Consider the following 14,288-nt stretch of genomic DNA (forward strand, 5'->3'; position numbering starts at 1 on the left):
GGAGAATACTCATGGCACGTTTCTATCGCCGTCGCAAATTCTGCCGTTTCACTGCTGAAGGCATCACTCACATCGACTATAAAGATGTTGAATTGCTAAAACAGTACATTAGTGATAATGGCAAAATCGTACCAAGCCGTATTACCGGTACGTCTACTAAATATCAGCGTCAACTAGCGACTGCTATCAAGCAAGCTCGTTATTTATCGCTACTTCCATACACTGATAACCATCAAGGTTAACCGCTAACTAGGAATGACTCATGCAAATTATTTTGTTACAGCGTATCGTCAACCTTGGTAAACTCGGTGAAACTGTCGATGTAAAACCAGGTTACGGTCGTAACTTTCTTATCCCTCAAGGCCGCGCTCTACCTGCGACCAAAGCTAACATTGAAAAGTTCGAAGCACGTCGTGCTGAGCTTGAAGCTGAAGAAGCAAAAGAGATCGCTACTGCTCAAGAGCGTGCTGATGCACTAACTGACGTTAATGTTATCATGCGTGCGAAATCAGGTGACGAAGGCAAGCTATTCGGCTCTATCGGTACTCGCGATATCGCTGAAGCATTGACTAACTCAGGTTTAGAAGTAGACCGTGCTGAAATCAAGCTACCTGAAGGCACACTACGTCAAGTTGGCGAATACAATGTTGATATTCAGCTACACCATGACGTTACTGCTAGCATCTTAGTTACTATTCTTTCTGAAGATGGTAACAACGAAGATTCAGCTGACGAAGAAGAAGCTGAAGAAGATTATTCTGAAGAGTAATCTTCTAGATAATTAGACTCAGTCTATAAAAAAGCCAGTGACCTTGTGTTGCTGGCTTTTTTTATGTCGATATTTTATACATGTGATCGTAATACTTTCGCATTACATCAGAGTTTTCTTGATGCCTTGTAAGTATCAATCGATTACTAAAAGCTGTATTCAATACTATTTGTCAGCATGATATCTTGCAGTAACCATTTGCAACAACTCACTTAAAAATGCTATACCAACCAACAAGATACTGTCTATATAATTGTATTCATCATAACGAGTAGAAAGATTTTTCTATTTTTATACTTTTCGTTGATAGAGTACTTTAATATGACTAACACTGATGAAATAAACACTGACGATAAACTACTTTGTGTCAAAGGTAACGATTTCTATTCAGAGGGTGAGATCTATACGGTAGGTAGAATCGTAAATGACAAATACTTTCAGATACTGACCAGCGGCGATGATGATCACTGGTATGCAACGCTAGATGATAAAGGTATTTACGTAAGCTTCGATTCTACGATAGCTACTGACAATAAAGCGTTCTTCGATAAGATTGCTTAGATTGGAGTTTATATAAAACTCATCTTGAACAAAAAAAATAAGCGATACCTTATAAAAGACTGGCCATCTATAGTGGTCAGTCTTTTTTTAGTGAAAAACCTTGGTTAAATGCGGTCTGAAAATCGAAAAAGCGATAACTCTGCAGGCATAAGAATGCCACTACTCTCATCAGAAAATGTTCATATCGCCATAACAAACAGCATCTCTTTGACAAATGTATTTCCTAGTGCCCCCTATTTGCTATAAAATATGCCCCTTCAAAATTTCGTATCGTTATTGATGCCTGTTTGCGTGAATAACTCATTAAGATATAAACCATATTGAGACAGTGATGATTGTATTTTGGCTTGTGCTGACCATTCTTTTTATTATTTTCGCTACCGCAAAATTGAAGTGGCATCCTTTTTTAGTGTTGATTTTGTCCGCTTTTTTGGTTGCCCTTTTTTACCAAGTACCGCTCAACACTGTTGCAAAGACAATCTCTGATGGTTTCGGTGGTATTTTAGGCTACATCGGTCTTGTGATTGTGTTTGGTACGATTATTGGCTTAATCCTCGAAAAAACAGGGGCGGCTATTGTAATGGCAGAGTCAGTCATCAAAGTATTGGGGCCACGCTTCCCTACTTTGACCATGTCTATCGTCGGTGCAGTGGTTTCGGTGCCTGTATTTTGTGATTCTGGCTACATTATCTTAAACTCTTTAAAAGAGTCTTTGGCTGAGCGATTACATGTATCAAGTGTCGCGATGAGTATTGCCTTGGCTACTGGTCTATACGCCACTCATACCTTCGTACCGCCTACGCCAGGCCCAATCGCGGCGGCAGGTAATTTAGGACTAGAGTCAAACTTAGGTTTGGTCATCATGGTCGGTGTGGTTGTCACGGCTGTTGCCGTATTGGCCGGCTGGTGGTGGTCGAATCGCTTTCTTAATGCCACGCCTGATAATATCAATGCCACAGATGCTCAAGCAGCGACCCTACCTGAAGGCATAAAAACACGCGATGACTACAGCAAACTGCCTTCAGCAACAATGGCGTTTTTACCTATCATTGTGCCTATCATATTAATTTGTCTGTCGTCGGTTGCCAATTTCCCAAGTGCACCGTTCGGTAGTGGTACGCTAGCAGAGGTTTTGATATTCATCGGTAATCCACTGACTGCATTGTTGATTGGTTTGTTTTTATCGTTTTTATTGATTGATTCAGAGCAAAAAACGCAGCAAATCAGCGATAGTATCTCACAAGGTTTGGTAGTAGCAGCCCCTATCCTACTGATCACTGGTGCTGGTGGCGCATTTGGTGCCATGCTAAAAGTGACGCCAATTGGCGATTATCTAGGTTCAACGTTATCGGCCTTGGGTTTAGGTATTTTTATGCCATTTATCGTCTCTGCTGCGCTAAAAACAGCACAAGGCTCAACCACAGTGGCATTGGTCACAACCTCTGCTATGGTTGCCCCACTGTTGAACCAAATTGGCTTGGACAGTGAGCTTGGCCGTGTATTCTGTGTGATGGCAATTGGTGCCGGTGCCATGACGATCTCTCACGCCAATGATAGCTTCTTTTGGATCGTGAGTCAGTTTAGTCGCATGAGCGTGGCACAAGCGTACAAAGCGCACTCAATGGCCACTGGTATCCAAGGGGTGACTAGCATCGTATTTATCTGGTTGTTAACCCTAGTGTTTATCTAGTTCATGAGATTGGGTACGTATATATACGTTTATTTGATTATTGCTAAGTAAACGTTTTAAAACACGACACTGTTGCGATGATCGTGTCATTAAGATATTCAAAGAGAGCCGTATGAAAATTTTGATCGCCCCTGACTCGTTTAAAGAAAGCCTAGAAGCACTCGATGTTTGCCACGCCGTTCAATCTGGCTTTAGTCAAGTGTTTCCAGATGCTGATTACAAATTATTGCCGATGGCGGATGGCGGTGAAGGCACCTCAGCGGTATTGTCTTATGTCTTGGGTGGGCGCTGGAAAGAAGTCAGAGTGCATGATCCATTGATGAGACCAATCATCGCCAAGTATCTGTTATTGCCCAATGCGACGGCGGTTATTGAAGTGGCTCAAGCCTGCGGATTGCACCTACTAACAGCTGATGAGCGTAATCCTATCGTTGCTAGCACTTATGGCGTTGGGGAGCTGATTGCTGATGCTTTGGAGGAAGGGGCTAAACGCATCATCATCGGTCTGGGTGGTAGCGCAACCAATGATGCAGGCCTTGGCATGCTAATGGCGTTAGGCATAACATTTCATGATATCAATGACAGTCTGCTCACTCATGGTGGTGGCGCACTTGCCAGCTTACATAAACTCGATAATACTAACCTTCATACAAAGATATCAGACACAGTATTTGAGGTTGCTTGTGATGTGACCAATCCGCTCTGTGGTCTGCTTGGGGCCAGCGCTGTGTTTGGCCCACAAAAAGGCGCTTGTCCGGAGCAAGTCAATACCTTGGATAAAGCGCTCAGTCACTTTGCGACCATATGTGGACAGCATGGCTATGAAGACTGTCAACACGTTGCAGGCGCTGGCGCGGCAGGCGGTCTTGGCTATGCGATGATGACGTTCTTTAAAGCTCAGCTGAAGTCAGGCTTTGATACGGTTGCCGAAGTGGCTCACCTGTCACAGCATATCGCAGAGGCTGATCTTGTCATCACAGGTGAAGGCAAGCTCGATGCGCAAACCGCCATGGGTAAGGTCGCTGGTGGTATCAGCCAAATCGCTAAGGCCAGCCGCACACCTGTTATCGCTATCTGCGGCAGTGTTGACGGACTAAAACCTGCTCAGACCAGTCAGTTCAATGTTGTGATGCCAAGTATCCAAAAAGTAGATACGATCGATAATGTGTTGGGTTCTGCTTATAACAACATTGAAACGACTGCTGCTAATATCGCTGCAAGTATCAAACTTGGGCAGACTTTGAGATAGTCGCAATCTATCAATGAACCTTCTTCACTAAATGTACAGTTATTAAACCCTTTGTTAGCTGTACATTTATCACTCTCAACATATCTATAGCCATTTTTTTACTGCATTAATGACCGTATGCATTCTATTAGAAAGTGCCTGCTGTTGTCTGACTGCCAGATATAGCGTTTCGCTAACAGCAACTGGTAAATGATGACTGTTAATCAGCTCAGGCTTTGGATAAGCAGCCACCGCATGCGCCGGCAAGACAGTAAAACCTATTCCCCTGCTGACGGGCTCTAAAATTAGACCAATCTGATTCGAAAAGCCTTTTTTCTCAAAATCATTGATATGCTGGAATTGCTCGTAATTGGCAGTCAGTAGCATGCCTGCATGATGGGCACCATCCGGATGATCGATAAATCCAAGTGCCATAAGCTGCTCCCAGCTCGGCTCTACTGTAGTCGCAGGGGTTACGAGTATCAATGCTTCTTGCGCCATAGGCTTGCAGCTAATCGTTTCATCATCTGAGATGTCCGTCATAAAACCAATATCGATCTCGTGATTTGCCAATGCCTGCTCAATATCAGCATTGGGGGCAAAGCGATAATCAATCACTAGCTTTGGGTGCTGTTGCTGTAAGGTCAAAAGCTGCGGGTATAGCTTAAGTCCCACACTACCCGGTGACATCAACCGTACTAGCCCTTCGTAAGGCGGATCTTCACTGATGCGCTGCTCTAAATTTGATAATCGCTGCAATATCTCGCCTGCTTCTTTATAAAGCTGCTCACCTGCATTGGTCAATGAGAACTGCTTTCCTTGTCGAATTAACAAATCTGTGTCCAGCTGCTCTTCTAGCTTACGTATATGTTGGCTCACACCGGACTGTGTCATATATAGACGTTCAGCCGTGCGAGTAAAGTGCCCAACTTCGGCAAGCGTACAAAAAGTGCGTAGCCATGTGACATTAATCATTACGTTTCATACTTATTTTTATAATATTTGATAATTTTACATAATGACAGTGCGTTTGTATACTGGCCTCACGTCAAACAAGAGTACAGCAAACAGGAGCACAAGCTATGAACAACGTTTATCCCAGAAGCTTTTCGCACATCGGTCTGTCAGTCCCTGACTTAGATGCTGCTGTAAAATTTTATACTGAAGTGCTGGGTTGGTACACCATCATGGAGCCTACTGAGATTATTGAAGATGACAGCCCGATTGGTAAGATGTGCACTGAAGTATTCGGTGCTGGTTGGGGCCGCTTTCGGATCGCTCACCTCTCCACTGGTGACCGTATCGGTGTTGAGATTTTTGAATTTAAAAATCAGGAAAACCCTGAAAATAACTTTGAATACTGGAAAACAGGTATTTTTCACTTCTGCGTCCAAGACCCAAACGTTGAAGCGCTGGCTGAGCGTATGGTTGCCGCAGGTGGCAAAAAACGTATGGAAAAACCACGCTACTACTACCCTGGCGAAAAGCCATATCGCATGATCTATATGGAAGACCCGTTCGGTAACATCGTCGAGATATATAGCCATAGCTACGAGCTTATCTATAGCGAAGGCGCATACTAGGTTCAGTATAAATACAGCTTAGTATGAATTTAGCTTATATTTAACTGAAAAACCAATAGCGTACTCCTCACCTGAGTGCGCTATTTTTTTATGCGCTTTCTATGTGCTCCATCTATTGTATAGAATATGAGCCATGCTACTATTTAGTCAGCTATATATAAAACTATAAACCAACCCATTATCAAGGATGATAAATGACTCAATTAGGCACCACTCTAGATAGAGATGACCTTCTGTATGTTTTATAAGCAGCTGGATATGAGTGTCGAAGACGCTTATGACTATGCCAGTGAGGTCATGACTTGCAATATGGTGGCAGACGATGTGGGTGAAGGGATTGATGCTTTTATTGAGAAACGCCAAGCGGTATGGAAAGAATGCTAATTCCTATAATAATCATTGTATTGCTTCGCTGACGTTATACGGCGCGTGCTTGGATTAAAAAGCTAGCATATTCCTTTTCAATAATCGAGTTGGCTTATTGCTACGCATAGAAAAGGCCATGATATCGCTATCATGGCCTTCTTTATTTCTATTTAATACATATACTACAAGTACTACGAGCCGCTTATTACTCAGCAGCGATGGCAATCATCTCAACCAATAGCTCAGGGCGTGCCAATGCTGATTCGCCGCAAGCACGCGCTGGTGGCTGTATGCCTTCAAACCACTTGTCATAGACTTCATTCATAGCAGCAAAATCCGCCATATCTTTGATCCAAACGGTGACTGATAGTAGCTTTGATTTGTCGCTGCCCACTTCTTCTAATAGCGTTTGGATTTTTTCCAAACACGTCAACGTTTGCGCTTTGATATCGTCTTCTGCATTACCGACCTGACCACACAAATAGATCGTCTGGTTATGGATTACCGTTTTGCTCATGCGCTGATTGCTATGTAGCTTCTTAATCATGTCTATACCTTTTTATTAATTTGAATCTGTGTTTAGTCAGTCAAGTCGCGCTTAGTTAGAAAAACGCTGGGCACTAAATGGTGCAAGATCGACCAATGCAGGCTTATTATGAATCATCTCTTCAACCAGACGCCCTGTCATTGGTCCCAAAGTGAAGCCTTGATGGCTGTGACCAAATGCGAACCAGAGGTTGTCATGCTTATCAGCAGGACCGATGACGGGCTTCATGTCAGGCATACAAGGACGCGATCCTGCCCATGCTTCACTCTCAACCGCATCTTCTAATGGCAAAATTTTTCTTGCAAGCTTCAATACCGTTTGTAATTGACCAAAATTCTTTGGCGCATTCATGGTAGTCATCTCAGCACCCGTAGTGATACGGATACCCTGCTGCATTGGCCCCATGACAAAGCCTTTGTCCATATCAAACATACTGTGATGGATTGTGTTCTTGTCTGTCACTTTGAAATGCTGATGATAGCCGCGCATTGGGAACAATGGCAGATTGTAACCAAGTGGTCTGATCAAATCATTTGACCAAGGACCTGCTGCGATGACCAATTTATCACTATAATAGGTATCTTTATCAGTGGTGATTTTCCAGCCATCCGCCTCTTTGACGATTTCTTTGACGTCATTTTCTTTGATCGTACCTTGCATGTCTTGGAAGTTTTTTGCGTAGGCTTTTACCAGCGAGCTTGGGTTTGATACCTGCCATGAATTCAACCAATGAATAGCACCAACGAAACCGTCAAAATTGGCGCGGGGCTCCATTGCTTTTAGCTCTTCAAGGTTCAATACATTGTGCTCAACCCCTTGATTACGTGCATCAATGGCGGATGCTTGCGCTTCTTTGAAAGTCTCTTCTGAGCGATGTAATTGTAGCCAACCATCACGAGTAATGAGCTCATCAGCACCAGAGGCGCTAATCATGGTTTGGTGCTCACTGGTACAATGCTCAATCAAGGTCTGCCACTCAGATTCGATTTTTTTGACTGACGCAGGCGTTGAGTATTTCCAGTACTGTAGCAGCGCTTGGTGATAACGCAGAATTGCCGGTATGCGATAACGAATATCAGTACCTTGGTTAGGTAATACTCGGATCATCTCTGTCAGCTGACGAGGAAAAGGATGCGTATGAATGGCTTCGCGCTGAATCAAGCCGGCATTACCATATGAGGTCTCTGACCCTGGCAATTTTTTGTCTAAGAGTAATACGTTTGAGTTATTTTTTTGTAGATGCCACGCGATTGACGTGCCAACCATACCTGCACCGATAACGATCACTTCGTAGCGCATAACCTATCCTTTTCTTAGGGTGTTAATACAGAGTATCAAATATAAAGGTCTTACCAAATTAGGTGGTCATAGTAACGCATTGGGATAAATTTTAAACCCTTATTTGAAAAATATTTTTGCTATTAAATACTTTTGGCTATACATTTATTTGTAGGTCATTTTCAAAAGGAATAGTTGGCGTATGAAGCCATTATTGGACGACCAAAATCCGCAAAATACACACTAAAACCCAGTATGATAGATACCATCAATATCCTCAAAAAATCACCACCATATTGGGTCATCATTTTTCTTGATAGGCGATTTTACCGTCTCTACTGTTACCTCGTCAGCCGATAGTTCCGCAATAAAGCGTGAGGCCATATCAAAGTATCCAGAGTAACTAGAGAAGTAATTCGGCGCGGTCAAATACAGCTGCGTCTTCGCACGACTACAGGCCACATAAAACAGCTTACGCTCTTCTTCTAATGCTTCAAAGTCGTCCAATGAGCGATGATGCGGCGTGATGCCATCGACCAATGAATTGACGAACACCACTGGCCACTCAAGCCCTTTTGCGCTATGAATGGTTGAGATCGTGACTTTATCATTACTTTGTCCATCGTCAGAGCTTTCCATGACCGCGACTGAGTCATTGGGCGGATCGAGCGCAAGATTTTCTAAAAAGCTATCGAGGCTCGTGTGCTCTGTCGCTAAATTCTTTAGCACCCGAAAGTCCTCGCTACGCTCACGCCAGTTGTCTTCTATCAACTTTAACACAGGGATATAAAACTCAAGAATATGCTCAATGGCTGTCTCAACCGTTTCTGCTTGCTGGGCCTTGGTAAGCGTGTGGTATAGAGGCTTTAGCTGATCGCTTTTTTTGGCAAACGATGCTGCCAGTAGCGACTCAAACGCATTATTGTCAGCGGTGATGGCTTGGGTTAAGCGCGTCGCCGTGACTGCTCCTACCCCTTTAAACAAAGTTAAAATACGATGCCAAGCAATCGTATCGTTCGGGTTATAGAGAACTTTGACAAAAGCCAACACGTCTTTGATATGGCGTCTTTCAATAAACTTGATACCGCCCACCACGATGAAGGGAATATTGCGCGCCATAAATTCTAGCTGTACATAATTGGACTGAAAAGACGTGCGGCACAATACCGCAAAGTCGTTATAATCATACTCAGGCTTTAGCGCGACTATCTTATCAGTGATATAACTCGCTTCTTTTGTCTCATCGCTGAGTCGTCGAAATATTGGCTTGTCGCCTGCTATTGGCGCATCAGAATACAGCTGCTTTTGATAGCCTAGCGTGATTTGCGCTGACAACGCGTTGATATAGTTTAGTACCGAAGGTGTACTGCGATAATTTTGCTCAAGCTTGATAAGTTTGGCATTGGGATACGTCTCACCAAATAGCAAAATATTTTCGTAATTAGCACCGCGAAAGGCATAGATGCTTTGATTGTCATCGCCAACGACCATTAGTGACACCGAATCAGGCTCACATATTAAGTCAATTAGCTGCTTTTGCGGAATATTGGTGTCTTGATATTCATCAACCATGACATAACGATATGTGTTTTGAAGTCGCTGCCTAAAGGTGTCGTTGGTTTTTAGATGACGTACCACTTGACTGATAATGTCGTCAAAATCGTATAAGTGATTGGCGCGCTTATACTCATGAAAATCAATTGCTAATTGCTCGATGATAGGAATATGTACGGCGATATCAGGATAGCTACTTTCTATTAGGTCGCGAATAGGAATGCGTCTGTTTCTAGAGGTTGAAATGATATTTTGCAATGTTTTTTTGCGCGGAAAGGCTTGGGTTTTGGTTTGGGTAGGATACTTTTTTTCTTTATGTACCAAGTCGATAGCATCCTCGCTATCGCCAGTATCTAAAATCGTAAATCGTGGATTGATACCGAGCAGACCAGAGTATTGACGCAGCAGCATATTGCAAAATGAGTGAAAGGTGCCACTGGTGATATTATTTAATGCCTTGTCAGTTGGGAGCTTATCTTCAGCCAATGCATCATCAGATAGCTCTTGATTTGAAAGACTACTTGCCAGCAAAGATTTAGCGCGATCTTTGATTTCATTTGCCGCTTTACGAGTAAAGGTTAGTAGCAAAATCTCTTTAGGTGACACGCCGTTTTCGAGCAAATAGCTGGTGCGATAGGTCAAAGTCTTGGTTTTGCCCGATCCTGCACCCGCAATCACCAACACTTTACCTTCGATAGTGGTGGCAGCCATGAGCTGATCGGGATTGAGCTCACTGGCATAGTCGACCTTCAATCCCAAATGACTATCCAACCTTTGCGTCAACAGCTTCGTATTTGCTTGATCATTAGCGTCAATGAGGTTTGTCTCGAGCTTTTTGATGGCCTGCTCAAGTCGAGCAAGTTTGGGCTTCATCTCAAGAAAATTCTGTGGATATTTATAGCGGCGTGTATCAAAAATCGAGGTTGTCATTATCGGATATTGCCTTACATTTTGTTTTGGAGCGAGCTGATTGTTTGAAAAAATTAAACCAGCCAGCAAATTTCACTGACTGTTTGTGAGCTGATGCCACTATTTATCTATGATAACGTACTATAGCAAAAAATACTGAATACCAAATCGAACACCGCTTGTCTAAATAAGAAGCAACCCATTGTATTCACTTTTCAGCGTTTAACCTATCTGAGCCTTAGTACAAACACACCTGCCACCGCTGAGTAAAAACCTTAGCATATAAAGTAACAACCTCACCCCTATTCCCGTAAATTTGCTACAATGTGCCCAATTTTGATTGTCTATTTGACTAATATTTCAAACAAGCTGAGCTTTAGATGAACTCAGTTTTATCCTGACTAAATATCAAGTCTTATATTAGCTCAGTACCAACTATTTTATTAATACATTGAGAGACTGTTATGGGTTTTAATTGCGGCATCGTCGGCCTACCAAACGTGGGTAAATCCACCTTGTTTAATGCGTTGACCAAAGCGGGTATCGCCGCTGAAAACTTTCCGTTTTGTACCAAAGATCCCAACACCGGTATCGTACCAGTACCCGATCCACGCCTAAAGAAATTGGCTGATATCGTCAACCCTGAACGCGTATTGCCAACGACGATGGAGTTTGTAGACATCGCAGGTTTGGTGGCAGGCGCGTCAAAAGGCGAAGGCATGGGCAACCAGTTCCTCGCCAACATCCGTGAGACTGATGCGATTGCCCATGTCGTTCGCTGTTTTGATGATGACAACGTGGTACACGTCGATGGTCGCGTCAGTCCGATTGATGATATCGAAACCATCAATACTGAGTTGGCATTGGCAGATTTGGAAGCGGTTGAACGCGCGATACTGAACTTGACCAAAAAAGCCAAAGGCGGTGACAAAGACGCTAGCGCCATGCTGGATGTGTTCAAAAAGATTGAGCCATTATTAGCAGAAGGCAAAGCGGCGCGCGCGGCCAATCTAGACGCTGATGAGAAAAAACTCATCCGCAGCTACGGCCTCATCACCCTAAAGCCAACCATGTATATTGCTAACGTTGCTGAAGATGGTTTTGAAAACAATCCCTATCTCGACGCTGTTCGTGATTACGCGACTGGCGAAGAATCTATCGTCATTCCTCTATGCAACCAAATCGAAGCTGAAATTGCCCAGCTAGATGAAGAGGACAAAAAAGACTTTTTGGCTGAGATGGACATGGAAGAGGCTGGTCTTGATCAAGTGATTCGCGGTGGTTATGATTTGCTTGATATGCAGACCTATTTTACCGCTGGTGTCAAAGAAGTCCGTGCATGGACCGTTGCAATTGGCGCTACTGCCCCGCAAGCCGCTGGCGTGATTCATACGGACTTTGAGCGCGGCTTTATCCGTGCTGAAGTGATCGCTTATGATGATTTCATCGAATACAACGGTGAAAAAGGCGCTGCTGCCGCTGGTAAGTCACGGCTGGAAGGCAAAACTTACATCGTTCAAGATGGCGATGTCATGCACTTTAGATTTAACGTGTAGCTTTAGCTAGTCAATACTATCTGATAGCTAATCAGCCGATGTTGGATATTTTCCAGCATCGGCTTTATTTTATTACCCTTTTGTTATATTATAACATATCTTATCTTGCTTATTTGAGGGCTTATACTTTGACTGACTTTTTCTCTTTTTCCAAATTTGCAAGTGCTGCTCTCATAGGCAGTGTTATGACAGTTTCATTGTTAGGCTGCCAGCCAAAAACAGACGGTGAGCCAGCAGCATCTGAAGATGTGACAACCGTAGACAGTCACGCAGAGCACGATGAACATGCCCATGATGATATGGAACACGATCATGCAGGACATGACCATGAAAGTCATAATGACATGGACGTTCACGAAGGACATGATCATGAGGGTCACGACCATTCTGAGCACGCTAGCAACAGCACACCATTCTCTTGTGAGCCTACTGCTACTATCGGCGTCTACTATCATACCGATGCCACACCACAGACCGCGCACCTACTTATTGACGGTATCGAATACGATTTGACAGCTGCCTCTGGTAGCGACGCCCTTACTGACAAAACCATATACACAAGTGATATTGGATTAGATGACACTCATGGCATTATATGGCAAGTGGATGGTGACAACGCAACCTTGCTAAACAAAACACTAAATAGTGATGTGCCTATCGACGAGGAAGAGGTAATTTTTGATTGTCATAAATCTTAATTGCCATGGCGCTTAGTGGCTGTACCAAGGGCGCTATTTTGTTATGCTAGAGGCTCCCTTGGTTTCGGATGTTCCAATATGCTAAGTACCCCAACCTCTTTGTCGTCTTCTACTGCGCAATGGTCTCATCTTCTCAACTCACAGCGTCTTGGCGCTGCCAAAAAATACGGCGCTAATACAAGTACTCGCTCACAGTTTCACAAAGACTATGACAGACTGGTATTCTCTCACTCGTTTAGGCAGTTGAATCAAAAAACCCAAGTTCATCCATTGACCAATCAGCTGGGTATCCATACTCGCCTGACCCATTCGCTTGAGGTCTCCTCTATTGGACGCTCTTTAGGGATGATGACCGCAGAAAAGCTCCATGATAAGCTAGGCAATGGCTTACTAGCAGGAGTCTCGCCATCTGATATTGGCGTAATTGTACAAGCAGCCTGCCTCGCTCACGATATTGGTAATCCGCCGTTTGGTCATGCTGGAGAGTACGCCATTCGTGACTGGTTTCGGCAGCCTGATCCTCAAGCAATTTTGCAAAAATTAAGCAGCAACGAGCGGTTAGACTTACTGGCCTACGAAGGCAATGCACAAGGGTTTCGGTTACTGGTGCGCAATGAGCACCATCCCGATAAAGGCGGTATGCGTCTTACCTGCGCAACGCTAGGCGCTTTTATGAAATATCCTTGGCTTGCCACTCACAGCAATGATGCAAATGACAACGCCCATAATGTACAGAAATTCGGCTGCTTTTATAGCGAGACCTCTCAGTTAGAGGAGCTGGCAGCCTGTTTGCATTTGCCGCGCTCAACACATCACGATGGCTTTGCACGCCATCCGTTGGCGTATCTGTTAGAAGCTGCAGATGATATCTGTTATGCGCTGATAGATTTAGAAGATGGTATCAATCTGAATATGCTAACCTATAGCGAGGTTGCCACGATTTTTTATGAGCTGATTGGCGAGCATCCTGATAGCGTCAGCCTGCCTGTGCATATGTCAGTCAGGCAGAGTCTGGCCTCTTTGCGATCACGCGCCATGATGCGCTTGGTCAATACGATCACCGATGCTTTTGTGGCCAATAGTGAAGACTTGCTGGCAGGTACGCTCCAAGGCAGCTTGTTTGCCCATTGCGACACCACTGTACAAACTGGCATCTTGCAGGCCAAGCAATTGGCCCGCGAAAAAATATTTAATCATCCAAACAAGGTAAGAATGGAGCTAATGGCCAATCAATGCTTGCATCGTCTAATGGATGCCTTTGTACCACTGGCTTGGACGGGTACTGAGACGAGTGAGGCTACGTCATCATCTATGTCGTTTGAGCAACAGAGTCTGTTAAGATTACTACAGCCACACTTAGATGAGCATCGCCGCGTGTTATCAGACAATATTTATCACAATATATTGAATATTTTAGATTTTATTACAGGTATGAATGACCATGAAGCCTATCGATTGGCGCAAGAATTGCAAGGTCATTGGGGTACGGTGGTTTAAAAGACCAATGCAGGTTTAGTAAATTAGCACGAATTGTGCATTTTGGTCGTAT

14 protein-coding genes are annotated in these 14,288 nt (G+C 43.8%); 10 read left to right on the top strand and 4 right to left on the bottom strand.

From position 1 onward, the window contains the following. The first annotated feature begins 11 nt into the window (after positions 1 to 11). The 5 genes from rpsR to GYK50_RS08195 all read left to right on the top strand — a co-directional run bounded on the left by rpsR (position 12) and on the right by GYK50_RS08195 (position 4,269). Complete coding sequence (gene rpsR / locus GYK50_RS08175; protein WP_010198808.1) at positions 12 to 242, top strand: 30S ribosomal protein S18; 231 nt, start codon at positions 12 to 14, stop codon at positions 240 to 242. Positions 243 to 262: 20 nt separating this feature from the next. Further along, positions 263 to 769 (top strand): 50S ribosomal protein L9, encoded by a 507-nt coding sequence (rplI, locus tag GYK50_RS08180; RefSeq protein WP_093070991.1) that lies wholly within the window; start codon positions 263 to 265, stop codon positions 767 to 769. Positions 770 to 1,090: 321 nt separating this feature from the next. Then, positions 1,091 to 1,330, top strand: coding sequence for a hypothetical protein (locus GYK50_RS08185; protein ID WP_093070989.1), 240 nt, complete (start codon positions 1,091 to 1,093; stop codon positions 1,328 to 1,330). Positions 1,331 to 1,661: 331 nt separating this feature from the next. Beyond that, positions 1,662 to 3,020, top strand: a complete 1,359-nt coding sequence (locus GYK50_RS08190; protein WP_093070987.1) for a GntP family permease — start codon at positions 1,662 to 1,664, stop codon at positions 3,018 to 3,020. 112 nt (positions 3,021 to 3,132) lie between these two features. Continuing rightward, on the top strand, positions 3,133 to 4,269 hold the full coding sequence (locus GYK50_RS08195; protein WP_071001312.1) for a glycerate kinase: 1,137 nt from the start codon (positions 3,133 to 3,135) through the stop codon (positions 4,267 to 4,269). A gap of 84 nt (positions 4,270 to 4,353) precedes the next feature. On the opposite strand, the gene GYK50_RS08200 is transcribed toward GYK50_RS08195, so the two are convergent. Beyond that, positions 4,354 to 5,223 (bottom strand): LysR family transcriptional regulator, encoded by an 870-nt coding sequence (locus tag GYK50_RS08200; protein ID WP_071001311.1) that lies wholly within the window; start codon positions 5,221 to 5,223, stop codon positions 4,354 to 4,356. Between the two features lie 107 nt (positions 5,224 to 5,330). Here GYK50_RS08200 and GYK50_RS08205 point away from each other — a divergent pair, with 107 nt between their 5' ends. Both GYK50_RS08205 and GYK50_RS08210 read left to right on the top strand, forming a co-directional pair. Continuing rightward, positions 5,331 to 5,831: a lactoylglutathione lyase family protein gene (locus GYK50_RS08205; protein WP_071001310.1), complete on the top strand. Its 501-nt coding sequence runs from the start codon at positions 5,331 to 5,333 to the stop codon at positions 5,829 to 5,831. 237 nt (positions 5,832 to 6,068) lie between these two features. Continuing rightward, complete coding sequence (locus GYK50_RS08210; protein ID WP_284719264.1) at positions 6,069 to 6,215, top strand: hypothetical protein; 147 nt, start codon at positions 6,069 to 6,071, stop codon at positions 6,213 to 6,215. 187 nt (positions 6,216 to 6,402) lie between these two features. Here the strand turns inward: GYK50_RS08210 and GYK50_RS08215 are convergent, their stop codons facing one another. The 3 genes from GYK50_RS08215 to GYK50_RS08225 form a co-directional block, all read right to left on the bottom strand. Beyond that, positions 6,403 to 6,741, bottom strand: a complete 339-nt coding sequence (locus tag GYK50_RS08215; RefSeq protein WP_071003571.1) for a RidA family protein — start codon at positions 6,739 to 6,741, stop codon at positions 6,403 to 6,405. A gap of 54 nt (positions 6,742 to 6,795) precedes the next feature. Continuing rightward, a complete protein-coding gene (locus GYK50_RS08220; protein WP_071001309.1) occupies positions 6,796 to 8,043 on the bottom strand; it encodes an NAD(P)/FAD-dependent oxidoreductase in 1,248 nt (415 codons plus the stop codon). 264 nt (positions 8,044 to 8,307) lie between these two features. Beyond that, positions 8,308 to 10,506, bottom strand: coding sequence for an ATP-dependent helicase (locus GYK50_RS08225; RefSeq protein ID WP_071001308.1), 2,199 nt, complete (start codon positions 10,504 to 10,506; stop codon positions 8,308 to 8,310). Between the two features lie 443 nt (positions 10,507 to 10,949). On the opposite strand from GYK50_RS08225, the gene ychF reads away from it, so the two are divergent. From ychF to GYK50_RS08240, 3 genes are all read left to right on the top strand, one after another. Beyond that, positions 10,950 to 12,041, top strand: coding sequence for a redox-regulated ATPase YchF (gene ychF, locus GYK50_RS08230; RefSeq protein WP_071001307.1), 1,092 nt, complete (start codon positions 10,950 to 10,952; stop codon positions 12,039 to 12,041). A gap of 185 nt (positions 12,042 to 12,226) precedes the next feature. Further along, positions 12,227 to 12,739, top strand: coding sequence for a hypothetical protein (locus GYK50_RS08235; protein ID WP_071001306.1), 513 nt, complete (start codon positions 12,227 to 12,229; stop codon positions 12,737 to 12,739). Between the two features lie 78 nt (positions 12,740 to 12,817). Then, complete coding sequence (locus tag GYK50_RS08240) at positions 12,818 to 14,236, top strand: deoxyguanosinetriphosphate triphosphohydrolase (protein ID WP_071001305.1); 1,419 nt, start codon at positions 12,818 to 12,820, stop codon at positions 14,234 to 14,236. The last annotated feature ends 52 nt before the right edge of the window (positions 14,237 to 14,288 follow it).

The organism is Psychrobacter pacificensis, assembly GCF_018336615.1.
GTDB lineage: Bacteria > Pseudomonadota > Gammaproteobacteria > Pseudomonadales > Moraxellaceae > Psychrobacter > Psychrobacter pacificensis.